22 protein-coding genes and 1 pseudogene are annotated in these 23,278 nt (G+C 63.6%); all 23 read right to left on the minus strand.

Features of this window, described 5'->3' with window-relative positions; all coding sequences use genetic code 11:
- Positions 1-44: 44 nt before the first annotated feature.
- A complete protein-coding gene (locus H9K75_RS07325; RefSeq protein ID WP_187725268.1) occupies positions 45-401 on the minus strand; it encodes a histidine triad nucleotide-binding protein in 357 nt (118 codons plus the stop codon).
- Positions 402-495: 94 nt separating this feature from the next.
- A complete protein-coding gene (locus H9K75_RS07330) occupies positions 496-1,521 on the minus strand; it encodes a patatin-like phospholipase family protein (RefSeq protein WP_187725269.1) in 1,026 nt (341 codons plus the stop codon).
- Complete coding sequence (locus H9K75_RS07335; RefSeq protein ID WP_187725270.1) at positions 1,514-1,909, minus strand: DUF4870 family protein; 396 nt, start codon at positions 1,907-1,909, stop codon at positions 1,514-1,516. Before H9K75_RS07335 ends, H9K75_RS07330 begins: the two co-directional genes overlap by 8 nt.
- Entirely contained in the window at positions 1,906-2,289 is a 384-nt protein-coding gene (locus H9K75_RS07340) for a phosphoribosyl-ATP diphosphatase (protein WP_187725271.1), read from the minus strand. The genes H9K75_RS07335 and H9K75_RS07340 overlap by 4 nt, the downstream gene beginning before the upstream one ends.
- An 18-nt stretch (positions 2,290-2,307) precedes the next feature.
- Positions 2,308-2,697, minus strand: a complete 390-nt coding sequence (hisI, locus tag H9K75_RS07345; RefSeq protein ID WP_187725272.1) for a phosphoribosyl-AMP cyclohydrolase — start codon at positions 2,695-2,697, stop codon at positions 2,308-2,310.
- Positions 2,698-2,772: 75 nt separating this feature from the next.
- Positions 2,773-4,326, minus strand: a complete 1,554-nt coding sequence (locus tag H9K75_RS07350) for a DUF11 domain-containing protein (protein WP_187725273.1) — start codon at positions 4,324-4,326, stop codon at positions 2,773-2,775.
- Positions 4,323-4,589 (minus strand): hypothetical protein, encoded by a 267-nt coding sequence (locus tag H9K75_RS07355; protein ID WP_187725274.1) that lies wholly within the window; start codon positions 4,587-4,589, stop codon positions 4,323-4,325. Before H9K75_RS07355 ends, H9K75_RS07350 begins: the two co-directional genes overlap by 4 nt.
- An 8-nt stretch (positions 4,590-4,597) precedes the next feature.
- Positions 4,598-7,180: a DUF11 domain-containing protein gene (locus H9K75_RS07360; protein ID WP_187725275.1), complete on the minus strand. Its 2,583-nt coding sequence runs from the start codon at positions 7,178-7,180 to the stop codon at positions 4,598-4,600.
- Positions 7,180-7,569, minus strand: a complete 390-nt coding sequence (locus H9K75_RS07365; protein WP_187725276.1) for a hypothetical protein — start codon at positions 7,567-7,569, stop codon at positions 7,180-7,182. The genes H9K75_RS07360 and H9K75_RS07365 overlap by 1 nt, the downstream gene beginning before the upstream one ends.
- Positions 7,566-7,832 carry a hypothetical protein gene (locus H9K75_RS07370; protein ID WP_187725274.1) on the minus strand — a complete coding sequence of 89 codons (267 nt, stop codon included), beginning with the start codon at positions 7,830-7,832 and terminating at the stop codon, positions 7,566-7,568. Before H9K75_RS07370 ends, H9K75_RS07365 begins: the two co-directional genes overlap by 4 nt.
- A gap of 8 nt (positions 7,833-7,840) precedes the next feature.
- Positions 7,841-12,013, minus strand: coding sequence for a beta strand repeat-containing protein (locus tag H9K75_RS07375; RefSeq protein ID WP_187725277.1), 4,173 nt, complete (start codon positions 12,011-12,013; stop codon positions 7,841-7,843).
- Entirely contained in the window at positions 11,962-13,893 is a 1,932-nt protein-coding gene (locus H9K75_RS07380; RefSeq protein WP_187725278.1) for a DUF11 domain-containing protein, read from the minus strand. The genes H9K75_RS07375 and H9K75_RS07380 overlap by 52 nt, the downstream gene beginning before the upstream one ends.
- A gap of 563 nt (positions 13,894-14,456) precedes the next feature.
- Positions 14,457-15,236 (minus strand): imidazole glycerol phosphate synthase subunit HisF, encoded by a 780-nt coding sequence (gene hisF / locus H9K75_RS07385; protein ID WP_187725279.1) that lies wholly within the window; start codon positions 15,234-15,236, stop codon positions 14,457-14,459.
- Between the two features lie 92 nt (positions 15,237-15,328).
- Entirely contained in the window at positions 15,329-15,703 is a 375-nt protein-coding gene (locus H9K75_RS24695; RefSeq protein ID WP_264294028.1) for an aldose epimerase family protein, read from the minus strand.
- Positions 15,700-16,200, minus strand: a complete 501-nt coding sequence (locus H9K75_RS24700; RefSeq protein WP_264293989.1) for an aldose epimerase family protein — start codon at positions 16,198-16,200, stop codon at positions 15,700-15,702. The genes H9K75_RS24695 and H9K75_RS24700 overlap by 4 nt, the downstream gene beginning before the upstream one ends.
- Positions 16,197-17,207 (minus strand): UDP-glucose 4-epimerase GalE, encoded by a 1,011-nt coding sequence (galE, locus tag H9K75_RS07395; protein WP_187725280.1) that lies wholly within the window; start codon positions 17,205-17,207, stop codon positions 16,197-16,199. Before galE ends, H9K75_RS24700 begins: the two co-directional genes overlap by 4 nt.
- Positions 17,207-17,947 carry a 1-(5-phosphoribosyl)-5-[(5-phosphoribosylamino)methylideneamino]imidazole-4-carboxamide isomerase gene (gene hisA / locus H9K75_RS07400; protein WP_187725281.1) on the minus strand — a complete coding sequence of 247 codons (741 nt, stop codon included), beginning with the start codon at positions 17,945-17,947 and terminating at the stop codon, positions 17,207-17,209. Before hisA ends, galE begins: the two co-directional genes overlap by 1 nt.
- Before the next feature lie 59 nt (positions 17,948-18,006).
- Positions 18,007-18,674, minus strand: a pseudogene (hisH, locus tag H9K75_RS07405) (imidazole glycerol phosphate synthase subunit HisH).
- A gap of 59 nt (positions 18,675-18,733) precedes the next feature.
- Positions 18,734-19,369 (minus strand): imidazoleglycerol-phosphate dehydratase HisB, encoded by a 636-nt coding sequence (gene hisB / locus H9K75_RS07410; protein ID WP_187725282.1) that lies wholly within the window; start codon positions 19,367-19,369, stop codon positions 18,734-18,736.
- Positions 19,366-20,487, minus strand: coding sequence for a histidinol-phosphate transaminase (hisC, locus tag H9K75_RS07415; RefSeq protein WP_187725283.1), 1,122 nt, complete (start codon positions 20,485-20,487; stop codon positions 19,366-19,368). Before hisC ends, hisB begins: the two co-directional genes overlap by 4 nt.
- A 66-nt stretch (positions 20,488-20,553) precedes the next feature.
- A complete protein-coding gene (locus H9K75_RS07420; protein WP_187725284.1) occupies positions 20,554-20,979 on the minus strand; it encodes a PIN domain-containing protein in 426 nt (141 codons plus the stop codon).
- A complete protein-coding gene (locus tag H9K75_RS07425; RefSeq protein WP_187725285.1) occupies positions 20,976-21,242 on the minus strand; it encodes a DUF6364 family protein in 267 nt (88 codons plus the stop codon). The genes H9K75_RS07420 and H9K75_RS07425 overlap by 4 nt, the downstream gene beginning before the upstream one ends.
- A gap of 252 nt (positions 21,243-21,494) precedes the next feature.
- A complete protein-coding gene (locus H9K75_RS07430) occupies positions 21,495-23,075 on the minus strand; it encodes a hypothetical protein (protein ID WP_187725286.1) in 1,581 nt (526 codons plus the stop codon).
- Positions 23,076-23,278 lie beyond the last annotated feature (203 nt).

Below are 23,278 nucleotides of genomic sequence, written 5' to 3' on the forward strand. Positions count from 1 at the left end.
TAACCAGTAACTTTCCCCGGCGGGGACATGGCATTTGCAAGCGCTCAGCCCTTTTTCCAGGGGCGCGGACCGGCGATCACGTGCATGTGCAGGTGGTGCACCTCCTGGCCGCCTTCGTCGCCCGTGTTCACCACGATGCGAAATCCGCCTTCCGGATAGGGATTCGCGCCCTGCTCCTGCGCGAGCTTCGGAGCCAGCGTCATCATGCGGCCCAGCAGCGGTGCGTCTTCCGCCGTGACGTGCGCCATCGACGGAATGTGCTTCTTCGGAATCATCAGAAAATGCACCGGTGCCCATGGATTGATGTCGTGGAACGCGAAGATGTCGTCGTCCTCGTAGACCTTCCTGGAAGGAATCTTGCCTTCGATGATCTTGCAAAAAATACAGTCGGGGTCGTGCATGGCTGGCTGGTCTGTTTCAAGAAACGATGGGGGTCGTGGACAGCGACCGGCTTTTGCTGGCGTTCACGCAGGCTGCGGCTGTCCGTTCGTTCGTTCACATATTCTCGGCGAGTTTGAGCGTGGGCTTGAGGCCGATGTCCGCAAAGTGCTTTTTCAGCCATTCCTCGCCCGAGGCGCGGCCGAGTGCGAACAACTGCCGAATGAATGACATGTCGGTGCGCATCTTGCTCGCCGCGCCCATCGGTGCGAGCACCGAGCCGCCGTCGATGCGGTGCATCAGCACATTCTTGTAGCGCCGACTATCCAGTTTGCCTTCGGCAAGCAGGCGGCGCACGAATTCAATCGCGCGCAATTCGGCCAGCAGTCCGGCGTTGAAGGTCACTTCGTTCACGCGCTCCATGATTTCCTGCGCGTCGTCGGGCAGGCGATCATGGTCGATCGGATTGATCTGCACGAGCAGGATGTCGCTTGCATCGGTACGGTAGATCAGCGGATAGATCGCCGGATTACCGGAGTACCCGCCATCCCAGTAATGCTCGCCATCGATCTCCACGGCCTTGAACAGCATCGGCAGGCAGGCCGACGCCATCACGGCATCGGCGCTCAGCCGTTTGCCCGTGAAGATCTCGCCGCGCCCGGTGCGCACATTGGTCGCACAGACGAACACCTGCTTGGCATTCGTCGCGCCGATGCGCTCGAAATCCACTTCCTTTTCAAGCAGCTTGCGCAGCGGATTGATGCCAAGCGGATTCATCTGGTAGGGCGACAGCCACTGCGAGAGCATGTTCATGAACGCACCGGCAGCAGGCATGGGCACGCCCCACAGCATCGTCGATCCCATGGTGCCGACGCCCTCCCACAGCCGCGTGAGGGATTCGCGCGCCTTCTGGGCTCCGGCCAGTTGCTTCTCGTGTGGATCCTTGTATTCGTGCGCCGCCATCGCGAACCCATGGGCCAGCGCCACGGCGTTCATCGCGCCCGCGCTGGTGCCGCTCACGCCCTCGATACGCACACGACCGTCTTCAAGCAACGCGTCGAGCACGCCCCAGGTATAGGCACCGTGCGAGCCGCCGCCCTGCAACGCCAGATTCAGCGTCTTTTCCCGGCGCTCTTCAGGCATCGATCGGGCGTCCGTTGCTCATCGCGAGCATGCCGCGAACGATGCGGTACAGGAACCACAGCGAAATCAGTCCCCAGGCAATCCAGCCCGGCACGAGAAACAGCAGCCAGAGCGGCGCCGTCACCACGTAGAGCACACCGGCCCAGATCACGGATCTGATGCGCCAGGAAAAATGGCTGGCCTGCCACGTGCCTTCGGCATCTCCGCGCTTCACGAGGTCGATGACCAGCGCGATCAGCAGCAAGGCGACGCTCGCCTGTGCACTGGGAATGACGGCGGCGACCGCCACGATCAGATGCAGGATGTAGCTGACCCAGCCGATCGCCTTGAGACTGTTCGCTCGCTGGTCGGGCTCGATGTCGACAATGTCGTTGTTGCGGTTGTTCAAGTGGAACCTCCTTCTTCCTTGGCACGTTGTTCGGCCTTGCGCAGCGCCTTTTCCTCAAGGCCACTCAGGCCCTCGCGGCGCGCAAGTTCGCTGACGACATCGGCTGGCGTGAGTCCGTAATGGGACAGCGCCACCATCGAGTGAAACCACAGGTCGGCGACCTCGTAGATCAGTTTGGATTTGTCCGCGCCGTGATCCACATCCTTGGCGGCCATCACCACCTCGGTCGCCTCCTCGCCGATCTTCTTCAGAAACGAGTCCGGGCCCCTGGCGAGCAGGCGCGCCACGTAGCTCTTGTCCACATCGCCGCCCTTGCGACTTTCGATCACATCGGCCAGCCGCGCCAGCACATCGACGGAATTCACCTCTGCGTCACTCATGATGTCATTCAGCATTTCTTATTTATAGATGGATTCGGGATCTTTCAAGACCGGATCGATAGGTATCCACTCGCCATCTTGAAGGCGACTATAGAAGCAGCTATGACGTCCCGTGTGACAGGCAATGCCGGGTTCGTGGCCGGTCTGCGTCACCTTGAGCAGCACCACGTCATTGTCGCAGTCGATGCGAACCTCGTGCACCGTCTGCACATGGCCGGACTCCTCGCCCTTGAACCATAGCTTGCCGCGCGAGCGGCTGAAGTACACGGCGCGACCCAGCTCGGCGGTTTTGGCCAGCGCCTCGCGATTGGCCCATGCGAACATCAGCACGTCGCCCGTGGCGGCTTCCTGCGCGATCACGGGCACGAGGCCCTGCGCATCCCATTTCACTTGATCTAACCAGTTCATCCCCGCATTGTCTGCGATTCGCAAAATGGGCTGGCAGGTTGTGGATTTGCGCAGCGCGTCCCCGGACTTCCATCCTCACTTGCGAGCACGCAGGACTCGGGCCGCACGCATGCCCATCAGCATGAGCAGCAGTGTCAGCAACCCGAGCGCCAAGCGCGAATCGACGGGAACCGGCGTCACGCCGCCCGGTTGCGGCGGAACCACGTCGGCGATCACGTCACTGTCGACCGACGTGCAGGGCGCGTCGGCCCTGCAAACACCGCCGGTGACGATGGCCGTGTTCACCGCATTGGTACCTACCGCGCCGCTGACCCGCGCGTTCACGAGATAGGTGACGTTGCCGCCCGCCGCAATCGTGATGCCCGAGCAAGTGAGGCCCGAGCACGTGCCGAGTGCAGACCCGGCGCTGGCGGCGCCCGGGACAATCGCCAGATCGGACAGTCCGCTGCCCACCACATCGGTCCAGCTCACACCTGTCGCCTCGGTCGTTCCGGGATTGGAAATGGTGACGGTATAGGTCGTCGTACCGCCGACAAGCAGCGAGTTCACGTTGTTGGTCTTGCTCACCGCCGGATTCGCAAGCGCCGCCACCGTCGTGGTCAGGCTCGCGCAGTGACCGTCGCCCGCCGCGCAATTGCCGGGAACCGGAGCCGCACCCGCGTTGTACGGATCACCGCCGCCGCCTACCGCCGCCGCATTGGTCACTTGTGGAACTGCCGTGCCGCCAATCGTGACTGGCAACACGATGCTCGACGATGCGCCGGCTCCGAGGATGGCCTCGCCGGTGCAGGTGACGGTTTGACCGCTCACCGTGCAATTGAAGTCGCCGTAGGTTCCAGCGGTTGCCGTGACGCCTGCGGGCATTTGATCGACCACTGTGATGCGCCCCGCGCTCGCAACCGTTCCCCTGTTGGTCACTTGCAGCGTGTAGCTCGCGTTGGCCTGCTCGACCATCCAAGGGCCGTTGCTGGTCTTTGTGATGCTCAGGTTGGGTACGCCAGGCAAGGCGTTGCACGCATCGTCGGTCGCAACCGCGCTGCCCGCAATGCTGGCTTCATTGAACGCGCCGTTTCCTGGCGTCGCATTGCAAACGAGTGCGGTCGCGCTGGCGTTGATGGCGAACGTGATTGTCACCACGTACCTGTGCGTGACCCCCGCCGGTAATGCCACGCTGGCGGCGCTGATGGGCGCGGCCACGTTGTTCGTCGGCGCCGGTGCCAAAGCCGCATTCACCGAGCCGATATCGGTCGTCACGGTCCAGCCGTTCAGCACCACGCCCACGGTCGGGAAGCCCGGCTTGTCGGACAAGGTGTATTCACCCGAGAAGCCGCCGTTGTTGCTCACGCTCACCTCATAGGTCGCCGTGAATTGTCCGGTGGCCGTCGCGGCAGCAATGACGGGATTGTTCTTGGCGACCTGAATGCTTGCCGGAGTGTTCACGCGCGTATCGCGGGTGGCGCAATGACCGGGCGCCGCCGCATCCAGCGCCGTGCAGGTGCTTGCCGGTGCCGGCGTGCTGTTGCCATTGAACGGATCACCGCCGCCTCCCACCGAGGCGTTGTTGGTCACCGTCGCGCCTGTGCCGCCCGCGATGGCCGATGCCGTCACGTTCACGGGCAGGCCGATCACGCTGGTGCCCGCCGCCGCAATGCTGACTGCGCTCGTGCAGGTGATGTCCTGCGCGGCGTAGGTGCAGCTCCAGTCGCCACTCGTGAGCGTGCCGCTCCAGTTCGGCGTGATGCCCCGGGCAGGGTGTCAAGCACCGTGACGCTGCCCGTCGTGGCCGCCGTCGTGCTCGCATTCGTCACCGTCAGTTGGTAGGCTGCATTGCCCTGCCCCACCACCCACGGGCCGTTGTCTGCCTTGGCAAGCTGCAGGCTTGGCGCGTTCACATTCGTGGTCAGGCTGGCCTTGCAGTTGTCCGTTGCCGGGCAGGTCGGATCACCGCCCCGAGTGCGGTCGCGGTATTGGTCACGCTCGGCGCAGCCGATGCGATGGGCGTGACTGGAATGACGAAGCTCGCTTCGCTGCCCGCTGCGGGGCTGGCGGTGAGGCTTTGCGTGATCGTGCAGCTCACCTGCTGGCCTTGCGCCGTGCAGCCCGCCGGCAGCGTGCCGAGCATGAGGCTGGCGGGCATCACGTCAGTGATCGTGATGGCGCCGCTGGTGGCTGCCGTGCCGGTGTTGGTCACGCTCAGTGTGTAGCTGGCCGGTACACCCACCGAGAACGTCGGCGTGCTCGCTGCCTTGCTCAGCACGAGCCTGGGTGCGTTCACTGCCGTGGTGTTCGTGGGTGCGCAGCGCGCTGGCAGGCTCGCGGCCTGTGTGCCGTTTGCGCACAGCGGATCACCGCCGCCCGTGGCCGTCGCCTGGTTTGTCACCGAGATGCCGTTCACCGTGTTTTGCGGAGTCACCGTGATGTTGAGCGCAACGCTCGCGTTGACCGCCAGGCTGGCGACCGTGCACACCAGCGTCTGGCTGCCCGCCGGGGTGTTCGTGCAGCCCGCGGGAAGCGCTGCGGTGTCAATCGTGAGGCCTGCGGGCACCGTGTCCGTCACCGTTGTCGCCGCGGTCGTTGCCGCCGTTCCCGTGTTCCTGAGCACCAGTTGGTACTGCGCAGCCTGCCCCACGGTGAAGGTCGCCACCGACGCGTTCTTGGTCAGTGTGAGTTGCGGCGCGGTCACCGGGTTGTCGGTGGTGCCGCTGCAGTGCGCTGCGGCCGGGCAGCTTGCATCACCCGTGTCGGCGTTGGCCTTGGCCACGTTCTGCAATGCCTGATTGTTGGCGCTCGCACTGGGTGTCACCGGAATCGTGAAGCTCACCGAGGAGCCAGTGGACAAGCCCGACGGCACGCTGCAGGTGAGGGTCTGGGCGCTTGCGCTGCATGACGCGGGCAGCGTGCCGATCACCAGGCCCGCTGGTATCACGTCGGTGATCGTGCCTGCAAGCGTTGCAGCCTGCCCGTTGTTGGTGGCCGTGATCACGTAGCTCGTGGGCTGGCCCACAACGAAGCTGCCATTGAGCGACTTGGTCACATCAAGGTACGGAGCGTTCACGTTGGTCACCAGTTCGCTCTGGCATGTGGCCGCCGTGCAGGCCGTGCCGCCGCCGCTCACGCTTGCCGTGTTCGTCACGGGTGATGCCGTGCCGTTGGCGATGCTCACCGGTGCGTTGATCACGGGCGCGTTCGAGCCCGGCAGCAGAACGACGCTGTTCGTGCAGCTGAGCTGCAATGCCGTGCTGGCCGAGCAGTCCCAGCCGTTCACGTTGTTCGTGAGCGCCGGAGTGATCGTGATGCCGGTGGGCATCGTGTCCGTCACCGTGATCTGTCCGCTCGTGCTGCTCGTGCCGTTGTTGCGCACCGAGAGCGAGTAAATGCCCGTCTGACCGACTGCGAATGCGGAAGGTGTCGCCACCTTGGTGATGGCAAGGCCTGGCGTGCCGCCGTTGGTGTTGGTGACCGTCGCCGTCCTCGCGCAGGGCGCCGTGGTGCAGCTCACGCCAGCCGGCGGCGTGACGGTGGCCGTGTTCACGATGTCGCCCGTGGCAGCGAGTTGCGCCTTGCCCGTGATGCTGATCGTGATCGAGCTGCCGCTGGCAAGGCTTGCGCCCGGCAAGGACACAGTGTTCGTCGTGCCACCGGTAGTGCCGCACGTCGCGCCAGCGCTCGCCGCACAGCTCCAGCTTGTCACCGCCACCGAGGCGGGCACCGTATCTGCCACGCTCACGCCCGTCACGTCGCTCGGGCCCGCATTGCTCACCACGAGCGTGTAGTTCAGGTCCTGGCCCGGCACATAGCCGCTCGCCGGGCTCGCCGTCTTGGTGATGCTCAGGTCTGCCTTCTTGCTTACCGTGGTCGTGTCGTTGGCGCAGTGGCTGTCCGAACAGCTACCGGGCACCGGAGGATTGCCGCCGTTATAGGGATCGCCACCACCGCCGACCGACGCAGCATTGGTGATCGTGGGAGCGGCTGTATCGGCGACCGCGACCGGCAACGTGATGGCTACACTACCGCCGCTCGCGACCAGCGCGGCACTGCTGGTGCAAGTGACGGTCTGACCCGAGACGCCGCATGCCCAGCCACTGTAAGTGCCTGCCGTGGCCGTGATGCCTGCGGGCAGATTGTCGATCACCGTGATCGCGCCGGACGTCGCTGCATTGCCGCTGTTGGTCACGGTCAGCGTGTAGTTCGCGTTGGCTTGTCCGACCAGCCATGGGCCATTGCTGCTCTTGGCAATACCCAGGTTGGGCAGGCCCGGCAATGGGCCGCAGTTCGCGGCTGGTGCGACGCCTGCAATGCGGGCCGCGTTGTAAGCGCCATTGCCCGCGCTGCCCGTGCACGCCAATGCTGTCACGCCGGAACTCGTCACGAACGTGATCGCAACAGTGTAGGTGTGCGTCGTGCCTGCTGCAATCGATGTATTGGTGGCGCTGACCTGATTGGCTGAGCCGTTGGCGGGTATTGCCGGCAAAGCGGGATTCACTACGCCATTGGTCGTGATGCTCCAGCCATTGAGCGACACGCCTGCCGGGAAGCCGGGGTGTCTTCGAGCGTGTATGCGCCCGCAACGCCGCCATTGTTGGTGACGGTGATGGTATACGTCGCCGTGTATTGGCCGAGCCCTCCCGCCGCCGCAATCGCTGGGGCGCTCTTGGCAAGCATCATCGCTGCCGGTGCATTCACTGCGGTGGGTTTGCTTGCGCAATGACCGGGTGCTGCCGCATCCAGCGCCGTGCAGGTGCTTGCCGGTGCTGGCGTGCTGTTGCCATTGAACGGATCACCGCCGCCTCCCACCGAGGCGTTGTTGGTCACCGTCGCGCCTGTGCCGCCCGCGATGGCCGATGCCGTCACGTTCACGGGCAGGCCGATCACGCTGGTGCCCGCCGCCGCAATGCTGACTGCGCTCGTGCAGGTGATGTCCTGCGCGGCGTAGGTGCAGCTCCAGTCGCCACTCGTGAGCGTGCCGCTCCAGTTCGGCGTGATGCCCCGGGCAGGGTGTCAAGCACCGTGACGCTGCCCGTCGTGGCCGCCGTCGTGCTCGCATTCGTCACCGTCAGTTGGTAGGCTGCATTGCCCTGCCCCACCACCCACGGGCCGTTGTCTGCCTTGGCAAGCTGCAGGCTTGGCGCGTTCACATTCGTGGTCAGGCTGGCCTTGCAGTTGTCCGTTGCCGGGCAGGTCGGATCACCGCCCCGAGTGCGGTCGCGGTATTGGTCACGCTCGGCGCAGCCGATGCGATGGGCGTGACTGGAATGACGAAGCTCGCTTCGCTGCCCGCTGCGGGGCTGGCGGTGAGGCTTTGCGTGATCGTGCAGCTCACCTGCTGGCCTTGCGCCGTGCAGCCCGCCGGCAGCGTGCCGAGCATGAGGCTGGCGGGCATCACGTCAGTGATCGTGATGGCGCCGCTGGTGGCTGCCGTGCCGGTGTTGGTCACGCTCAGTGTGTAGCTGGCCGGTACACCCACCGAGAACGTCGGCGTGCTCGCTGCCTTGCTCAGCACGAGCCTGGGTGCGTTCACTGCCGTGGTGTTCGTGGGTGCGCAGCGCGCTGGCAGGCTCGCGGCCTGTGTGCCGTTTGCGCACAGCGGATCACCGCCGCCCGTGGCCGTCGCCTGGTTCGTCACCGAGATGCCGTTCACCGTGTTTTGCGGAGTCACCGTGATGTTGAGCGCAACGCTCGCGTTGACCGCCAGGCTGGCGACCGTGCACACCAGCGTCTGGCTGCCCGCCGGGGTGTTCGTGCAGCCCGCAGGAAGCGCTGCGGTGTCAATCGTGAGGCCTGCGGGCACCGTGTCCGTCACCGTTGTCGCCGCCGTCGTTGCCGCCGTTCCCGTGTTCCTGAGCACCAGTTGGTACTGCGCAGCCTGCCCCACGGTGAAGGTCGCCACCGACGCGTTCTTGGTCAGTGTGAGTTGCGGTGCGGTCACCGAGTTGTCGGTGGTGCCGCTGCAGTGCGCTGCGGCCGGGCAGCTTGCATCACCCGTGTCGGCGTTGGCCTTGGCCACGTTCTGCAATGCCTGGTTGTTGGCGCTCGCACTGGGTGTCACCGGAATCGTGAAGCTCACCGAGGAGCCAGTGGACAAGCCCGACGGCACGCTGCAGGTGAGGGTCTGGGCGCTTGCGCTGCATGACGCGGGCAGCGTGCCGATCACCAGGCCCGCTGGTATCACGTCGGTGATCGTGCCTGCAAGCGTTGCAGCCTGCCCGTTGTTGGTGGCCGTGATCACGTAGCTCGTGGGCTGGCCCACAACGAAGCTGCCATTGAGCGACTTGGTCACATCAAGGTGCGGGGCGTTCACGTTGGTCACCAGTTCGCTCTGGCATGTGGCCGCCGTGCAGGCCGTGCCGCCGCCGCTCACGCTTGCCGTGTTCGTCACGGGTGATGCCGTGCCGTTGGCGATGCTCACCGGTGCGTTGATCACGGGCGCGTTCGAGCCCGGCAGCAGAACGACGCTGTTCGTGCAACTGAGCTGCGATGCCGTGCTGGCCGAGCAGTCCCAGCCGTTCACGTTGTTCGTGAGCGCCGGAGTGATCGTGATGCCGGTGGGCATCGCGTCCGTCACCGTGATCTGTCCGCTCGTGCTGCTCGTGCCGTTGTTGCGCACCGAGAGCGAGTAAATGCCCGTCTGACCGACTGCGAATGCGGAAGGTGTCGCCACCTTGGTGATGGCAAGGCCTGGCGTGCCGCCGTTGGTGTTGGTGACCGTCGCCGTCCTCACGCAGGGCGCCGTGGTGCAGCTCACGCCAGCCGGCGGCGTGACGGTGGCCGTGTTCACGATGTCGCCCGTGGCAGCGAGTTGCGCCTTGCCCGTGATGCTGATCGTGATCGAGCTGCCGCTGGCAAGGCTTGCGCCCGGCAACGACACAGTGTTCGTCGTGCCACCGGCCGTGCCGCACGTCGCGCCAGCGCTCGCCGTACAACTCCAGCTTGTCACCGCCACCGAGGCGGGCACCGTATCTGCCACGCTCACGCCCGTCACGTCGCTCGGGCCCGCGTTGCTCACCACGAGCGTGTAGTTCAGATCCTGGCCCGGCACGTAGCTGCTCGCCGGGCTCGCCGTCTTGGTGATGCTCAGGTCTGCCTTCTGGACAACCGTCGTGACGGGTGTCGAAGGATCACAGGTTTCGTTGGAATTGGCCGCCGTGCAACTGGGATCTCCACCACCACCGATGTTCGCCTTGTTGAGCCCTCCCGCTGCTACGGCCGAAGCAGCCACCGCAACCGGAATGGTGACCGTGTAGGTGCCATTGGCCAAACCCGAATTCAACTGGCAGTTCGGCCCCAAGGCGCTTCCGGAACTGGCGGTGCAGCCGCTGAGCGTGGCTCCGTTGTTCACCGTGGGAACTCCGGCCAGGGTGATTCCAGTGGGCAGGGTGTCCGCCACGGAAATGGTTGCGGTCGTGGGACCACTGCTCACGGTGATTGCAATCTTGTAATTCTGACCTGCCGCGCCGACCAGCAACGGAGTTGCCGATGCAGTCTTGGTGGCCGTGATGCCGGGCTGCTGAATCGTGGTGACCACGCTCGCGCTGTTGTTGGCCGGGACGCTGTCGTTGATGCCGTCAGGCGCAACAGCGGTCGCGGTATTGGTGATCGATGCTCCGTTGGTCGAGGCCGTCGCCTGAACGATGACCGTGCAGGATGCGTCCTTGGCCATCGAGGCAAGGGTGCCTGTGAGGTTGTTGCCATCCAGCGTGACGCTCGTGGCACTGCAACCGGTGACGGTCCCGGCCGGGGTCACCGAGACAATGGTTGGCGACGTGAAATTGCTGGGGATTTGATCGCTCAGCTTGGCATTGCTGACGACGCTCGGGCCTGCGTTGGTCAGTTTCAAACGGAACTGCACCAATGCCCCGTTGGATGCAACGAGGGTTCCCGTTTGGTACGCGGCTGCGGTGGAAAGCTTCTGCTCTTTGGTGATCTGCAGGTCCGCATTCAACGGCACGCTGTCGGTGGCGCAGCCCACAAAGGGCACGCCATTGGCGGTACACGTCTGCGCCGTGACGTCCGTGGGAAAAGTGCTGTTTTGCGGATCGGTGGACGAAGACGCAGTACCTACCTGCGCCGCATTGGTCAGCGAATTGGTGGCACCGGTTGCCACCGTCGCATTGAAGGTGATGACGGCGTTCGCATTTGCAGCTAGGACCCCGCCCGTGTTATTGCAGGTCAGTACGTTGGCGGCAACGCTGCAACTGAATATGCCTTGCGTTGCCGGGTTCACGACGGGTGCGCTGAAACCCGCCGGCAGAACGTCAACAACGCGGATCGTGTTCACAGCCGCCGCGTTACCGCCGGTATTGCTCACCGTGAGCGTGAACGCGACCGTATCACCAGGGCCTCGGGATTGCGGATTTGCGTGGGTTTTCGCAAGCCGTATCTGCGCTGCGTTCTGCGCAGTGTTCATGTCGATGGCGCAGCCCGCAGGAACGTTGTTGTTGGTGCACAGCGCGACAGAGCCAGCGTCTGGCGTCGTCAACGGCAGATTGGGATCACCTCCGCCGCCAATGCGCGCCTTGTTGGTGTATTGCTCGGCACTCGTCAAGGCTCCGGCATTCGCCAACAGACTGAACTGACTGGAGGCACCGCCGGGAATCGACACATTCGAGGTACAGGTCACCTCGGTGCCGGAGGCCCGAACGCAGGTCCAATCCGCAGCGTTGGCACCCGATTTGACGAGTGTTACCGGCCAGTTCATCGGCGCGGGCAGGACGTCCCGGAACTGGATGCTCCCGATCGATGCCGCATCTCCCGAATTGGTGACGGTGAAGGCGTAGGTGGTCGTGCCGTTGATGTTCACGTTGAACTGACCATCGTCCTTGGTGAGCGACAACGCCACGCGCTTCACGATATTCGTGTCTGCCGCACACCCCGTCGCCAGATCCGACGCTGCGGCCGAGCACAGTGACGCCGTCGCCTCGGTCGGAGCCAATGGCTTGCTGGGATCGCCACCGCCGCCGATTTGCGCGCGATTGGTCACCGCGCTGGGCGCTGTGGAGTCCACTGTGAGTGGAATACCGATGACCGCGTTTGCACCAGCGGCAAGCGAAGTCGATGTAACACACGAAATGCTGCGGGAATTGGCCGCGAGCGTGCAGGCGAATCCGCCGGAATTGAACGGTGAATTACCGGCAAAGCTGAGCCCCGTTGGCAGGACATCCACCACCGTGATCAAACCGGTCGTCGGCGCACTTCCGAGATTCGCAACCGTCAGCGCATAGGTCGAGCCACCGCCCGCGATGACGGTCGTGGTGCCATCGGACTTCGTCAGCGAAAGCAGCGACGATTGCACCGAGTCGATGTCCAGCGCGCAGCCCACCGGAACATCATTCGCCGTGCACGCCTGAGTGGTTGCCGAAGTGGGTGCCGTTGGCTTGTTCGCATCACCGCCGCCGCCGATTCGGGCCTTGTTGGTAACCGCCGCCGCAGCCCCGCGTTGACCGCGGCAGAAAAGGCGAAGGTGCTGGTGCCGTTGTTGCCCGGAATCGGCGTCGCACTGGTGCAGGTCAGGACGTTGCTCGCTGCCGAGCAGGACCAGAAAGTGCCCTGTGGACCCGACAAGGGAACGATGCCGTTGTTCACGCTCAGGCCTGCGGGCAACACATCCACAACGGTGATCACGCCGGTGCTGGCAACCGAACCTCTGTTGGTGGCCGTCACCGAATACGTCGCATTGCCACCGTTTTGCAATACCGAAACATTGTCGGTTTTCGACAGGCGCAGATCGGTCGTGCATGCCGCGCCCGGCAAAGTACCCGGGGGAGTCGAGGTCTGGAAACTCGCGAGCCCGCCGCTGTTGCCGCTTGCGCCATAGTTGTCCGATGCGCCATTGGTCGTGCGCCCCGGTGTTCCGCCCTGAACGGTGGGTGTCACCACAAAGGCTGCCGGTGAATAGGCAATGAATCCGCCGCCACCACCGCCGCCCGGCCCATGGCGATTGGCAACGCCAGCGCCGCCCGAACCCCACGCATTTCCACCGTCGCCGCCGCTCACGTCAATGGTCGCCGCGCCGCCCGCAATGGAGTAGATGACCACGGAGCCACCGGCGCCGCCGCCGCCTGCCGCATCCGAACCCACGTTGTAGCCACTCGCGCCGCGCGCATCTATCACACCGGAGCCGGTCACCAGGTTGGCGCGGATGATCACGATGCCGCCTCCGGCCGCGCCGGAAGAACAAAGTGCCGCCGCGGAGCAACCCATTCCGTTGTTCGCGTAGGCCAATGGGTCGCTGGTCAAATTATTGGTGCCGCCCGCACCCCCGCCGCCGCCGAGGAAGATTCGATTGAAGGTCAGATCGCCCGAATATCCCGCGCCACCACGGCCCCCGCTATCGACCAGCGGGTAGTACCAAGGCCGCCCGCCGACGCCGCCCGCGGCGTAGTTCCCGCCGCCACCACCGCCAGCGTTGTATTGATTGATGCCGCTCGTGGGGCCACCGTCGCTGCCGCCGCCGCCCGCGTTGGCTGGAGCGCCCCGGGCCCTCGAGCCATTGGGATAACCTTCTACCGCGCTGTCCACCGTCGTCAGGTTGGTCGCGTTAGCGGCATTGGTCGTTTTGAAGCCCCAGCTGTCTTTCCTGGCGACGACTCGCGGCGTTCCGGCAATGCCTTCGCCCTTGCCCCCGTCGGCCTGAGAGGGCGACGATATGGCCCAGTCAGCGGCCGAGCCGCCCGACGTGGCGCCTATGCCTGCCGCGCCTCGAAACCCTTTGCCAGCCGCAAAAATGGCGCGATTGCTCACACCCTCGGCGGTTCCATTGCCCAGAGTCAGCGTGTCACGCACATCGAGGACGACCACACCACCGGTCGCCCCATTCCATGCGGGCGCGACGATTCCATTTGCCGTCAACGAGGTGTATTGCGGCACGCGAATCACCTGGAAGGTCTTCTTTCCGGAAGTCGCCGTTGCCGCCACGTTTCTATAAGTGTTGGTCAACTGGGGCGCAAAGGTCACGTTGCTGCCAGCCACTGCGGTCACCGTGACGAACTCATAGACGCCGGAATTTCCTATGGAGGTCGATCCCTGTCCCGATCCCGTGCCATCGCCATAGGCATTCGAATTGTTGGAGTTGATGCTGGCGTCCTGCATCTGGATGATCAGAAGCAGATCACCCGCGACGATGGACTTGCCTGCACCATCGCTTGCGCGCGTACCCAGGGTCAGCGAGTTGGCTCCCGCCGCCACCTGAGGCGCTGACACCGGGAAGTAGTCATTGACGGCACCGCCTGCTGTTTGCGGCCCGTCCTGCCGGGCGCTGCGCAGACCTGAGCCCCAACCGAAACCGGTAGTAGCAACACTGCCAGCGCAAGCGCAAGACGGCCAAGCCATGCACGACAAACTGCCAACGGATTCATTTGTTCCCGGGCTGATGTCGAATCACTCACAAGCACACGCGATTCATTCGCTGCCTCGTGCCCACGCCCACCAAGAACCAATTTCAAAGACATCGACGATTTCTCCAGCACATAACTGCACTGGCTTTACAGCTACGCCAAGTGCGCGCTCACATTTCGCCGTTGAAACGGGTTGCCCAACAAATCCACCTATGGGCAATGAGTAGCGAATACTGTGCGACTAAGCGCACTTTATAGCATTTACTCACAATCACGCTTCAATTAATATCTTTGAACAATGCTTGGAATCCACTGCCAGTACAGCGCCTGACGCGTGACGGCGTTGTCTGGTCGCCACGCAAAACGCCCCTGACATCTGTGCAATGCCAGGGGCGTTTTGTTTGAATTCGCTCAATACACGCTATGCCGTCACCAGCGAACAGGAATTCCCCGCTCGCGCATGCGCTCCTTGGCTTGACCGACCGTGTATTCGCCAAAGTGAAAGATGCTCGCGGCCAGGACGGCGTCGGCGCCGCCTTGCTGGACTCCGTCTGCCAGATGGTCGATGTTGCCAACGCCTCCGGAAGCGATCACCGGAACGCTGACCGCATCGGCAATCGCGCGCGTGAGCGCGAGGTCGAAGCCTGACTTGGTGCCGTCGCGATCCATGCTGGTCAGCAGGATCTCTCCTGCGCCGCGCTGCGCCATTTCGCTCGCCCATTTCACGGCGTCAAGGCCGGTGTTCTTGCGGCCACCGTGACTGTAGACGTCCCAGCCTTCGCCGCGCTCGTTCACGTCCTGACCCTGGCGACGCTTGGCGTCAATCGCGACGACGATGCACTGCGCGCCGTATTTGTCACTCGCCGCGTTGATCACGTCGGGATCAGCAATCGCGGCAGAGTTGAAGCTCGTCTTGTCGGCGCCCGCGTTGAGCAGGCGGCGCACGTCGGCGACGGTGCGCACGCCGCCGCCCACGGTCAGTGGAATGAACACCTGGCTGGCGACGGCTTCGATGATCGGCAGGATCAGGTCACGGCCATCGCTCGTTGCGGTGATGTCGAGAAACGTGAGTTCGTCAGCACCCTGCGCGTTGTAGCGCGCGGCGATTTCCACCGGGTCGCCAGCGTCGCGCAATTCCACGAAGTTGACGCCCTTGACCACGCGGCCACCGGTCACGTCGAGGCAGGGAATGATGCGTTTTGCAAGCACAGTGAAATCTCCGAATCAGACTGAATGAAAATTCAAAACAAGCCGAGCATATTCCAACAGACAAGCTCGGCGTTCGCTGGGCGCGACGGCCATCAGCTTTCAGACAACCGCTGCCAACCCGACCAGCGTTCACCCGGTTTCAGCGTTACGGCCTGATCCACGCAGGCGGCCTCCACACACAGCATCGTGCGGTAGCCGTCGGTGGGCATGTCCTGCAATTGCGCGCACAGCTCGGCACCGGGATTCCAGACCACCACGTTGCCCCAGTTTGGGCTGTGTTCCACGATGAGTGACGGCCTGCCCTGTTGATCCCGCAATTGCATGGGTCGCGTTGCCGAGGCAAACACGCTGTCGTATTCGCCGTCGAAACCGATCTCGCCCTGCTGCACGTCACGCAGATCGCGCACCGCATCCCAGCGCGCAAGACCGTCGAGCCCTTCGAGGCGCAAGTGGCCGATATCGCTCACCCGCAGATAGCTGTGCAACGCCCCGTGAAGCTCCAGGCATCGACGCCGCTGTTGAACAGATCGAGCGTCATGCACAGACTGCCGGGCGCGAGTTGCACGATGAGCCGCGCCTCGAAGCCGTGCGGCCACCAGTCGCGCGTCCGTGCATCGTCCTGCAGCAGGAAGATGGCTTCGGCGTCGCCCGCAGTCTGCGCGGTGGACTCCAGGCGCCACGGCAGGTTGCGCGCAAAGCCGTGCTTGGCAAGCGGGCCGCGCTGGTTGAACTGCGGAAAGCAGATCGGCACACCGCCGCGTATCGCCGCCTTGCCATCCCGGACGGCGCGCGGACTCAGAAACAAATGCTCGCCAGCACTCGACGTGCTCCAGGAAAGCACCTGCGCGCCATGCAGTGCGATGACCACCGTGTCGCCGTTGGCAAGCGACAACCGCACGACCGGCTGTTGGTCCAATGTCTCGTTGCGCACCCGATCCGCGCCGACCGCCTGCGTCCCGCTCATTGCACGCGGCGCGCTTCGCCGTTCTGCCAGCGCCAGACATCGGCGCACATCTGCTCGACATTGCGCGCGGCTGTCCAGCCGAGCTTTTTCCTCGCGGTCTCGGGGTCGGCCCAGTAAGCGGCCACGTCCCCCGGGCGGCGATCCACGATGCGATACGGCACGGACACGCCACTCGCGCTCTCGAAGGCCTTGACCATCTGCAGCACCGACACGGGCTCGCCCGTGCCGAGGTTCAGCGTGAGCACACCGGGATGTTTTTCGAGATAGCGCAGCGCGGCCACATGGCCGTCTGCCAGATCGCTCACATGGATGTAGTCGCGCACGCCGGTGCCATCCGTGGTGGGATAGTCGCCACCGAAAATGCTGAGTTCCTTGCGCCCGCCCGCCGCGACCTGGGCCACGAAGGGCATCAGGTTGTTGGGGATGTCCTGTGGGTCTTCGCCGATCAGCCCGCTCGCATGCGCACCCACCGGGTTGAAATAACGCAACCGCGCCAGACGCCACTGGCCAGGCTCGGAACGGTCGAGGTCCGCCATGATCTGCTCGGACATCAGCTTGCTGTGACCATAGGGATTGGTCGGGCCGGTGGGCGCGCTTTCACGGATCGGCGATTCGGGTGCATCGCCGTAGACCGTGGCCGACGACGAGAACACCATGGTGCGCACGCCCACCTCACGCATCGCGGCGAGCAGCGTGGCGGTGCCTGCAACGTTGGTGTCGTAGTACCTGAGCGGCTCGCGCACCGATTCACCCACGGCCTTCAGACCCGCAAAATGGATCACCGCCGTGACGCCGTGTTCACGCAGCACGCGCGCAACCAGCGCCCGATCACGCACATCGCCTTTGACGAAGACGGGCTCTGCGCCCGTGATGCGCGCAAGCCGCTCCAGCACCGAGGGCTTGCTGTTGCAGAAATTGTCGAGGATCACATGGGGCAACCCTTGCGCGGACAGCGCCGCGCAGGTGTGCGAACCGATGAAGCCGGCTCCGCCAGTGACGAGAATCATCAGGCCGCGAGCTCGTCGGCGCGATCTTGGGCGGCCGCAAAATCGAGGTCACCGCTGTAGATCGCGCGGCCACAGATCACGCCTTCGACGCCTTCACTCTCGACTTCGCAAAGCTTCTCGATGTCCGACATGCCGGCCAGACCACCCGATGCGATCACGGGAATGGACAGCGCCTGAGCCAGCTTCACGGTGGCATCGATGTTGATGCCCGAGAGCATGCCGTCGCGGCCGATGTCGGTATAGATCACGGATTCGACGCCCCAGTCCTCGTACTTCTTCGCCAGATCGACCACCTCGTGGCCGGTGAGCTTGCTCCAGCCGTCGGTCGCGACCTTGCCGTCCTTGGCATCGAGGCCGACGATGATGTGGCCGCCAAAGGCGCTGCAGGCGTCTTTCAGAAAGCCGGGGTTCTTGACCGCCGCCGTGCCGATGATGACGTAGCGCATGCCCGCGTCGATGAAGGTTTCAATCGTGTCCAGATCGCGAATGCCGCCGCCGAGCTGCACCGGGATCTCGCTGCCCACTTCGTTGAGGATGGCCTTGATGGCGATCATGTTCTTGGGCTGCCCCGCGAACGCGCCGTTCAGGTCGACCAGATGCAGACGGCGTGCGCCCGCATCCAGCCACCGACGCGCAATCGCGGCGGGGTCGTCACCAAAAATGGTGGATTGATCCATGTCGCCTTGCTTGAGGCGCACGCAATGGCCGTCTTTGAGGTCGATGGCGGGGATGAGCAGCATGATCGTAAGCGGGAGAGGGGCGAGTCAAAAAGGTGGTCGACCCAACCAAGGTTGGAAAATCAGGGCTTCCAGTTCAGGAAGTTGCGGAACAACGCCAAACCATGTTCGGAGCTTTTTTCCGGGTGGAACTGCGTCGCGAAAATATTATCGCGCGCGATGGCCGAAGCAAAATGCCCACCATAGTCGGCCTCGCCCGCCACATGCTCTGCGCTGTCGGGTCGGGCGTAAAAACTGTGCACGAAATAATAGAAGCTGTCGTCGGGAATACCGCTCCATAGCGGGTGTACCGAGCCCGCATGACGCGACTGGCGCACCTGATTCCAGCCCATCTGCGGCACCTTGAAGCGGCTGCCATCGGCCTGCGTGCGACCTGCGAGCTCGAACTTGACCACTTTCCCGGGGATGACGCCAAGGCCGGGCGTGTCGCCCTCGGTGCTGTGATCAAGCAGCATCTGCATGCCCACGCACACGCCGAAAAGCGGCTTGTTCGCGGCGGCTTCGAGCACGCTTTCCTGCAGTCCGGAATCGCGCAGCTCGCGCATGCAGTCGCGCATCGCGCCCTGTCCCGGCAGCACGACGCGCTCGGCCGCACGAACTTCCTCGGGCGCGAGGTCACCACCACGCTCCAGCCACTGTCGGCAGCCACCGCAAGCACGGCCTGCGACACCGAGCGCAGATTGCCCATGCCGTAGTCCACGACCGCGACCCTTTTTGATTCACTGCTCATAGCTGCGTGTGCCAATGCCTGTTGTCGCCGAAGGAAAGAAAAATCGCCTGTTCTACCGCTCAAAGCGAGCCCTTGGTGGACGGGATCACGCCCGCCGAGCGCGGATCGCGCTCAAGCGCATCGCGCAGCGCGCGCGCAAAGGCCTTGAACACGGTCTCGCACTGGTGGTGCGCGTTGATGCCCTTGAGATTGTCGATATGCAGCGTGACACCGGCGTGGTTCACGAAACCCTGAAAGAACTCGTAGGTGAGCTGGGTATCGAAGCCGCCAATGCTGGCCGCCGTGAACGGAATGTGCAGATGCAGGCCCGGACGGCCGGAGAAATCCACCACCACGCGCGAGAGCGCCTCATCGAGCGGAATATAGGCGTGGCCGTAGCGGCGAATGCCTTTCTTGTCACCTACCGCGCGCGCAAACGCCTGGCCGATGGTGATGCCCACATCTTCCACCGTGTGGTGACCGTCGATGTGCAGGTCGCCATCGCAGTCGATCTGCAGGTCGATCAGGCCATGGCGCGCAATCTGCTCCAGCATGTGGTCGAAGAAGCCGATGCCGGTGGCAATGCGCGATGCGCCGCTGCCGTCCAGATTCAAACGCACCTTGATGCGCGTTTCCGCCGTGTTGCGGGACACTTCGGCGACGCGGTCGGCATTGGCATCGACCGCCGGGGTGGAGGGTACAAGTGATGATGTCATAGGGAAGCCTGAAGCGCCGCAAGCATTCTGGCGTTGTCGGCAGCATTTCCGACCGTCAGACGCAGGCAGTTGGCCAGCAATGGGTGCATTGTAGAAACGTTTTTGATCAGCACCTTCAGGGCCTTCATGCCCTCATAGGTTCTGGCGGCATCCGCCACGCGGATGAGCACCATGTTGGCCTCGCTGTTCCAGACCTTCTGCACGCCTGCCATCTGCTGCAGATCGGCAATCAACCGCGCGCGTTCGGTGCGTATTTCAAGGGCCTGCGCGGCGAACACCCCGGCGTGTTCCAGCGCGAAGATCGCGGCCTCGCAGTTCAGCACGCTCACGTTGTAGGGCGGGCGCACCTTGTCGATCTCGTTCACGATCGCCTGCGGGCCGATCAGGTAGCCCAGACGCACGCCCGCCAGACCGAACTTGCTGAGCGTGCGCATCAGCAGCACGTGGCCGTTGCGCCCGGGCTCGGCCTGCATGCGGCTGAGCCAGCTGCGGCTCGCGAATGGCTGGTAGGCCTCGTCCATTACCACGAAGCCGCCCTGCTCGCCGACCGCGTCAACGATGGACTGCACCGACGCTTCGCTCCACAGCGTGGCCGTCGGGTTGTTCGGGTAGGCGATGTAGGTGATCGCAGGCCTGTGCTCGGCAATCGCGGCCAGCATCGCAGGCACGTCGATTTCAAAATCGGCGTCGAGCGACACGTTCACAAAGTCGAGGCCCTGCAACTGCGCGCTCATCGGGTACATCACGAACCCCGGCATCGGCGCGAGCAGCTTGGCGCGGTCACCATCGAACGGCTGGGCGCAAGCCAGCGCCAGCAGGCTGATGATTTCGTCAGAGCCATTGCCGAGCAGAATCGCGCTGCCTTCGGGCGCGCCCGCATATGCGGCGAGCGCCGCCTTGAGGTCGTTCTGACGCTCGCCCGGATAGCGGTTGATCTCCAGTGCAGCAAGGCGCTTGCCCAGCTCCACCTGCAACTGCGCAGGCAGGCTGAAGGGGTTCTCCATCGCGTCCATCTTCAGGTATCCCGCCGATCCCTGAACCTTGTAAGCGTGCATGGCGCGCACGTCGGGGCGGATGCGATCAAGGGCTCTGGATTGGGAAGCGGACAGGGTGGTCATGATGGGAAAAACTTCGTCTGGATCGTCGTCTTGAAGGCGAAATGGAGATAGGGATGCGGGGGTCGCTCAGCCCGCCGCCGCATGCAGCGGATGCACCACGGTAACGCCGCCAAACTGCGCGCCGTGCGGCAAATGCAGCGACAGCATCTGATCGCAGCCACTGTGTTGCGCACAGGCCACCGCGAGGCAATCGCCGAACGCGAGCTGATGGCGCGCCTGCACGGCCCAGGCGGTCTCGAGCGTGGCGGCATCGGTTTTCCAGGGATTCCAGGTCTGATAGCGACGAATCGCAGCACGCGCATCGCCCTGCGACAACGGCACGGGCGCGCCCGTGACCTGGTCGTAGAACTCGCACAGCGCCTGACTGCCGGTGCGGCCGCTGCGGGCCTTCCACAGCGCATCAAGCCATTGGAGCGTCGCGGCATGAAGTTCGGCCTGACCCACGTCTTCCGCCGCAATCAGCACCGAGGTATCGACAAACACGGGACTCATCGTGCGACATCCTCGCCGGTCGTGCGCGCCACACGCAGCTTGCGCCCAGCGGGCGCGGAACCGGATTGCGGCGACGACACCGCGTGCCAACTGCGTTCATCGGTGCGCCATGCGAGATAGGCCCGCTCGTATGCATCCTCGCGCCGCTGCATCTCCGCCATGAAATCGCCCACCATGCGAGACACACTGGTGCCGCGCCTCGCGGCCTCGATGCGCGCCCATTCGAGCACGTCGTCTTCGACGGTGATGGTGAGATTTTTCACAGACTCGAGTTTACACGAAATTCGTGCAACACGAATTTCGTGTTCCTATTGCGTCAACGCACTACGGAATTTCCAGGCCCGGCAATTTCACCTTGCCCAGCCCCATCCAGTTGCCATATCTGTCGCGAGTGCGCACAACGTAACTCATGCGATCAAAGGGATCCCACACAAACGATCCGCGCCCTACATAAACGGCACCGGTACTGGGTATCGGAACCTGTCGCCAGAAGCATTGGGCCGCTGGCAGCCCGGTCAAGCCATCCGTATGCCCATTGCACACCAGCGAGCCGTCGGCATTGGCGACGCTGTTGAAATCCGGTGCAACCAACCGCTCAAGAACCGTATCGTATTTAGGCGGGCTCTCCTCGCTCTGCCGTGGGAGGTAGAACTCCCGAGCACACGCTCAAGATGGCTTGCTGCGCTTTGCCATGCCATGCGGCGAATGGTTTTCGGGGCCTCGCCCGGAAATTCGATGATGCCGGTACTGAGTATTCTTGAGCCCCGGTTGTAGTCGTACGGAAAACTGATCTTCACCACTCCGGCATTCGCGCTCTCATACGCGGAGCGGCCTGGCCCACCAAAATAACGGCCCCCTTGATATTCGATCAAATTCGCCGTGGTCTGAGTCACGTTCCCCTGATCAAACTTGGCGACGAATACACCCGACGCCGTGTGAAACGTGGCCGAGCCGTCCTTGCGGAAATTCGCGATCTGCGCAAACAGCACCGTGTCCTGCACGTCGAGCGAAATGCCGCGACCGGGCCGTCCGTCATCTTCAGACTCGACGATCCATGTGCCATTGACGGGCTGGACCGAGTTACCGGGAACGTGTGTAAAACCTTCTGGATGCTTGGGAGCCGGCGTACCCGTTGCGATACAGACCGAATCCTCGCCAACGAATTCGGGCACATAGCCCTGCCTTGTGGAGGGGTCACCTCCGCAGTCGTTCCCAGCACCTTGCGCTCCGAGATTCACTCCCATCAACTCGAAGGACTGCGCAGGTGCCTGATCCGTGACGACAGTCCCAACGACATCGCGGCCGAGTATTCGAAATCTTGCCTTGCGAATGGGCACGTCCAGATCCTGCCCACTGGTGCCCTGCACCCTTTCCCCGGTGGGGAAAGTCGTGCGCTCACAGTCATAGACTTGCGTGGCCTCGGCCAAAGAGCAGCGCATTTTCATGTACGGAGTCTCGTAACCATAATATGGAGGCGAAGTAGGTACACGCTTCTGATCCGCCAGGTGCAAGCCGAATACGCCCTGGCCTTCAGGAATGAGCGACACATTCCACAGATTGCGCGCGCCCGTAGCGTCCTTTCCCACCCAACGCATGATGCGGAATGGATCCCAGCCATCCACAAGCGGAGGCTGCATCAGATTTCGGTACAGCGGATCGCCCTGAACCAGCAACATGCGCGTGATGACTTTCGGCGATTCACCGGGAAGCTGAATCGTGCCGCTCAATCCATCGTTGAAGGTCACCACAACATCTCCCGCCGAGCCATCCTCGCTGGCAGCCGCATCGCCGCTGCCGAAATGCCGGCCTCCGCGATACTTCATCAGCGGCGCGGAAACGCTGTTGCCCGTCATCTGCCCCATGGCCGTGTGAAAGATGGCCGAACCATCCTTCGCGTAGTTGAACACCTGCATGAAGAAGGTATTGCCCTGCACGTCAATGGCAACACCCCTGCCCGGCTGGCCGTCCACCTCTTCGGAGATGACCCAGGTACCCGCCTGCGGCGTGAATTCGCGGGCGGCGAACGCGGGTTGCACCGCGGCGCTGACCAGGATGAGACTGGCTGCGATGTCGATGGGACGCAAACGTCTGGCCATTGTTTCGTTCCTTGTTACGAGGGTTTGAATGCCTGATGCAGTCACGGCCGCCAATTTCTATCACATTTCGCACAAAACTATGCGAGGTGATGATCTCTTAACAGGCGATACACCCAGAACGACGGATCGTTGTTGTTTACTCTGCTCTCGAACTCGACGGGCGAGAGGCCGGTCACTCGCTTCACGGAGCGACCGAGGTGCGA

Source organism: Diaphorobacter aerolatus, from assembly GCF_014489535.1.
Classification (GTDB): Bacteria; Pseudomonadota; Gammaproteobacteria; order Burkholderiales; family Burkholderiaceae_C; genus Diaphorobacter_A; species Diaphorobacter_A aerolatus.

Excerpts from the sequence above, each read along its gene's own strand:
- H9K75_RS07325 (WP_187725268.1), bottom strand. The coding sequence starts at position 401 with ATGCACGACCCCGACTGTATTTTTTGCAAGATCATCGAAGGCAAGATT.
- H9K75_RS07330 (WP_187725269.1), bottom strand. The coding sequence starts at position 1,521 with ATGCCTGAAGAGCGCCGGGAAAAGACGCTGAATCTGGCGTTGCAGGGC.
- H9K75_RS07340 (WP_187725271.1), bottom strand. The coding sequence starts at position 2,289 with ATGAGTGACGCAGAGGTGAATTCCGTCGATGTGCTGGCGCGGCTGGCC.
- hisI (WP_187725272.1), bottom strand. The coding sequence starts at position 2,697 with ATGAACTGGTTAGATCAAGTGAAATGGGATGCGCAGGGCCTCGTGCCC.
- H9K75_RS24700 (WP_264293989.1), bottom strand. The coding sequence starts at position 16,200 with ATGAGCGGGACGCAGGCGGTCGGCGCGGATCGGGTGCGCAACGAGACA.
- galE (WP_187725280.1), bottom strand. The coding sequence starts at position 17,207 with ATGATTCTCGTCACTGGCGGAGCCGGCTTCATCGGTTCGCACACCTGC.
- hisA (WP_187725281.1), bottom strand. The coding sequence starts at position 17,947 with ATGCTGCTCATCCCCGCCATCGACCTCAAAGACGGCCATTGCGTGCGC.
- hisB (WP_187725282.1), bottom strand. The coding sequence starts at position 19,369 with ATGACATCATCACTTGTACCCTCCACCCCGGCGGTCGATGCCAATGCC.
- hisC (WP_187725283.1), bottom strand. The coding sequence starts at position 20,487 with ATGACCACCCTGTCCGCTTCCCAATCCAGAGCCCTTGATCGCATCCGC.
- H9K75_RS07420 (WP_187725284.1), bottom strand. The coding sequence starts at position 20,979 with ATGAGTCCCGTGTTTGTCGATACCTCGGTGCTGATTGCGGCGGAAGAC.
- H9K75_RS07430 (WP_187725286.1), bottom strand. The coding sequence starts at position 23,075 with ATGGCCAGACGTTTGCGTCCCATCGACATCGCAGCCAGTCTCATCCTG.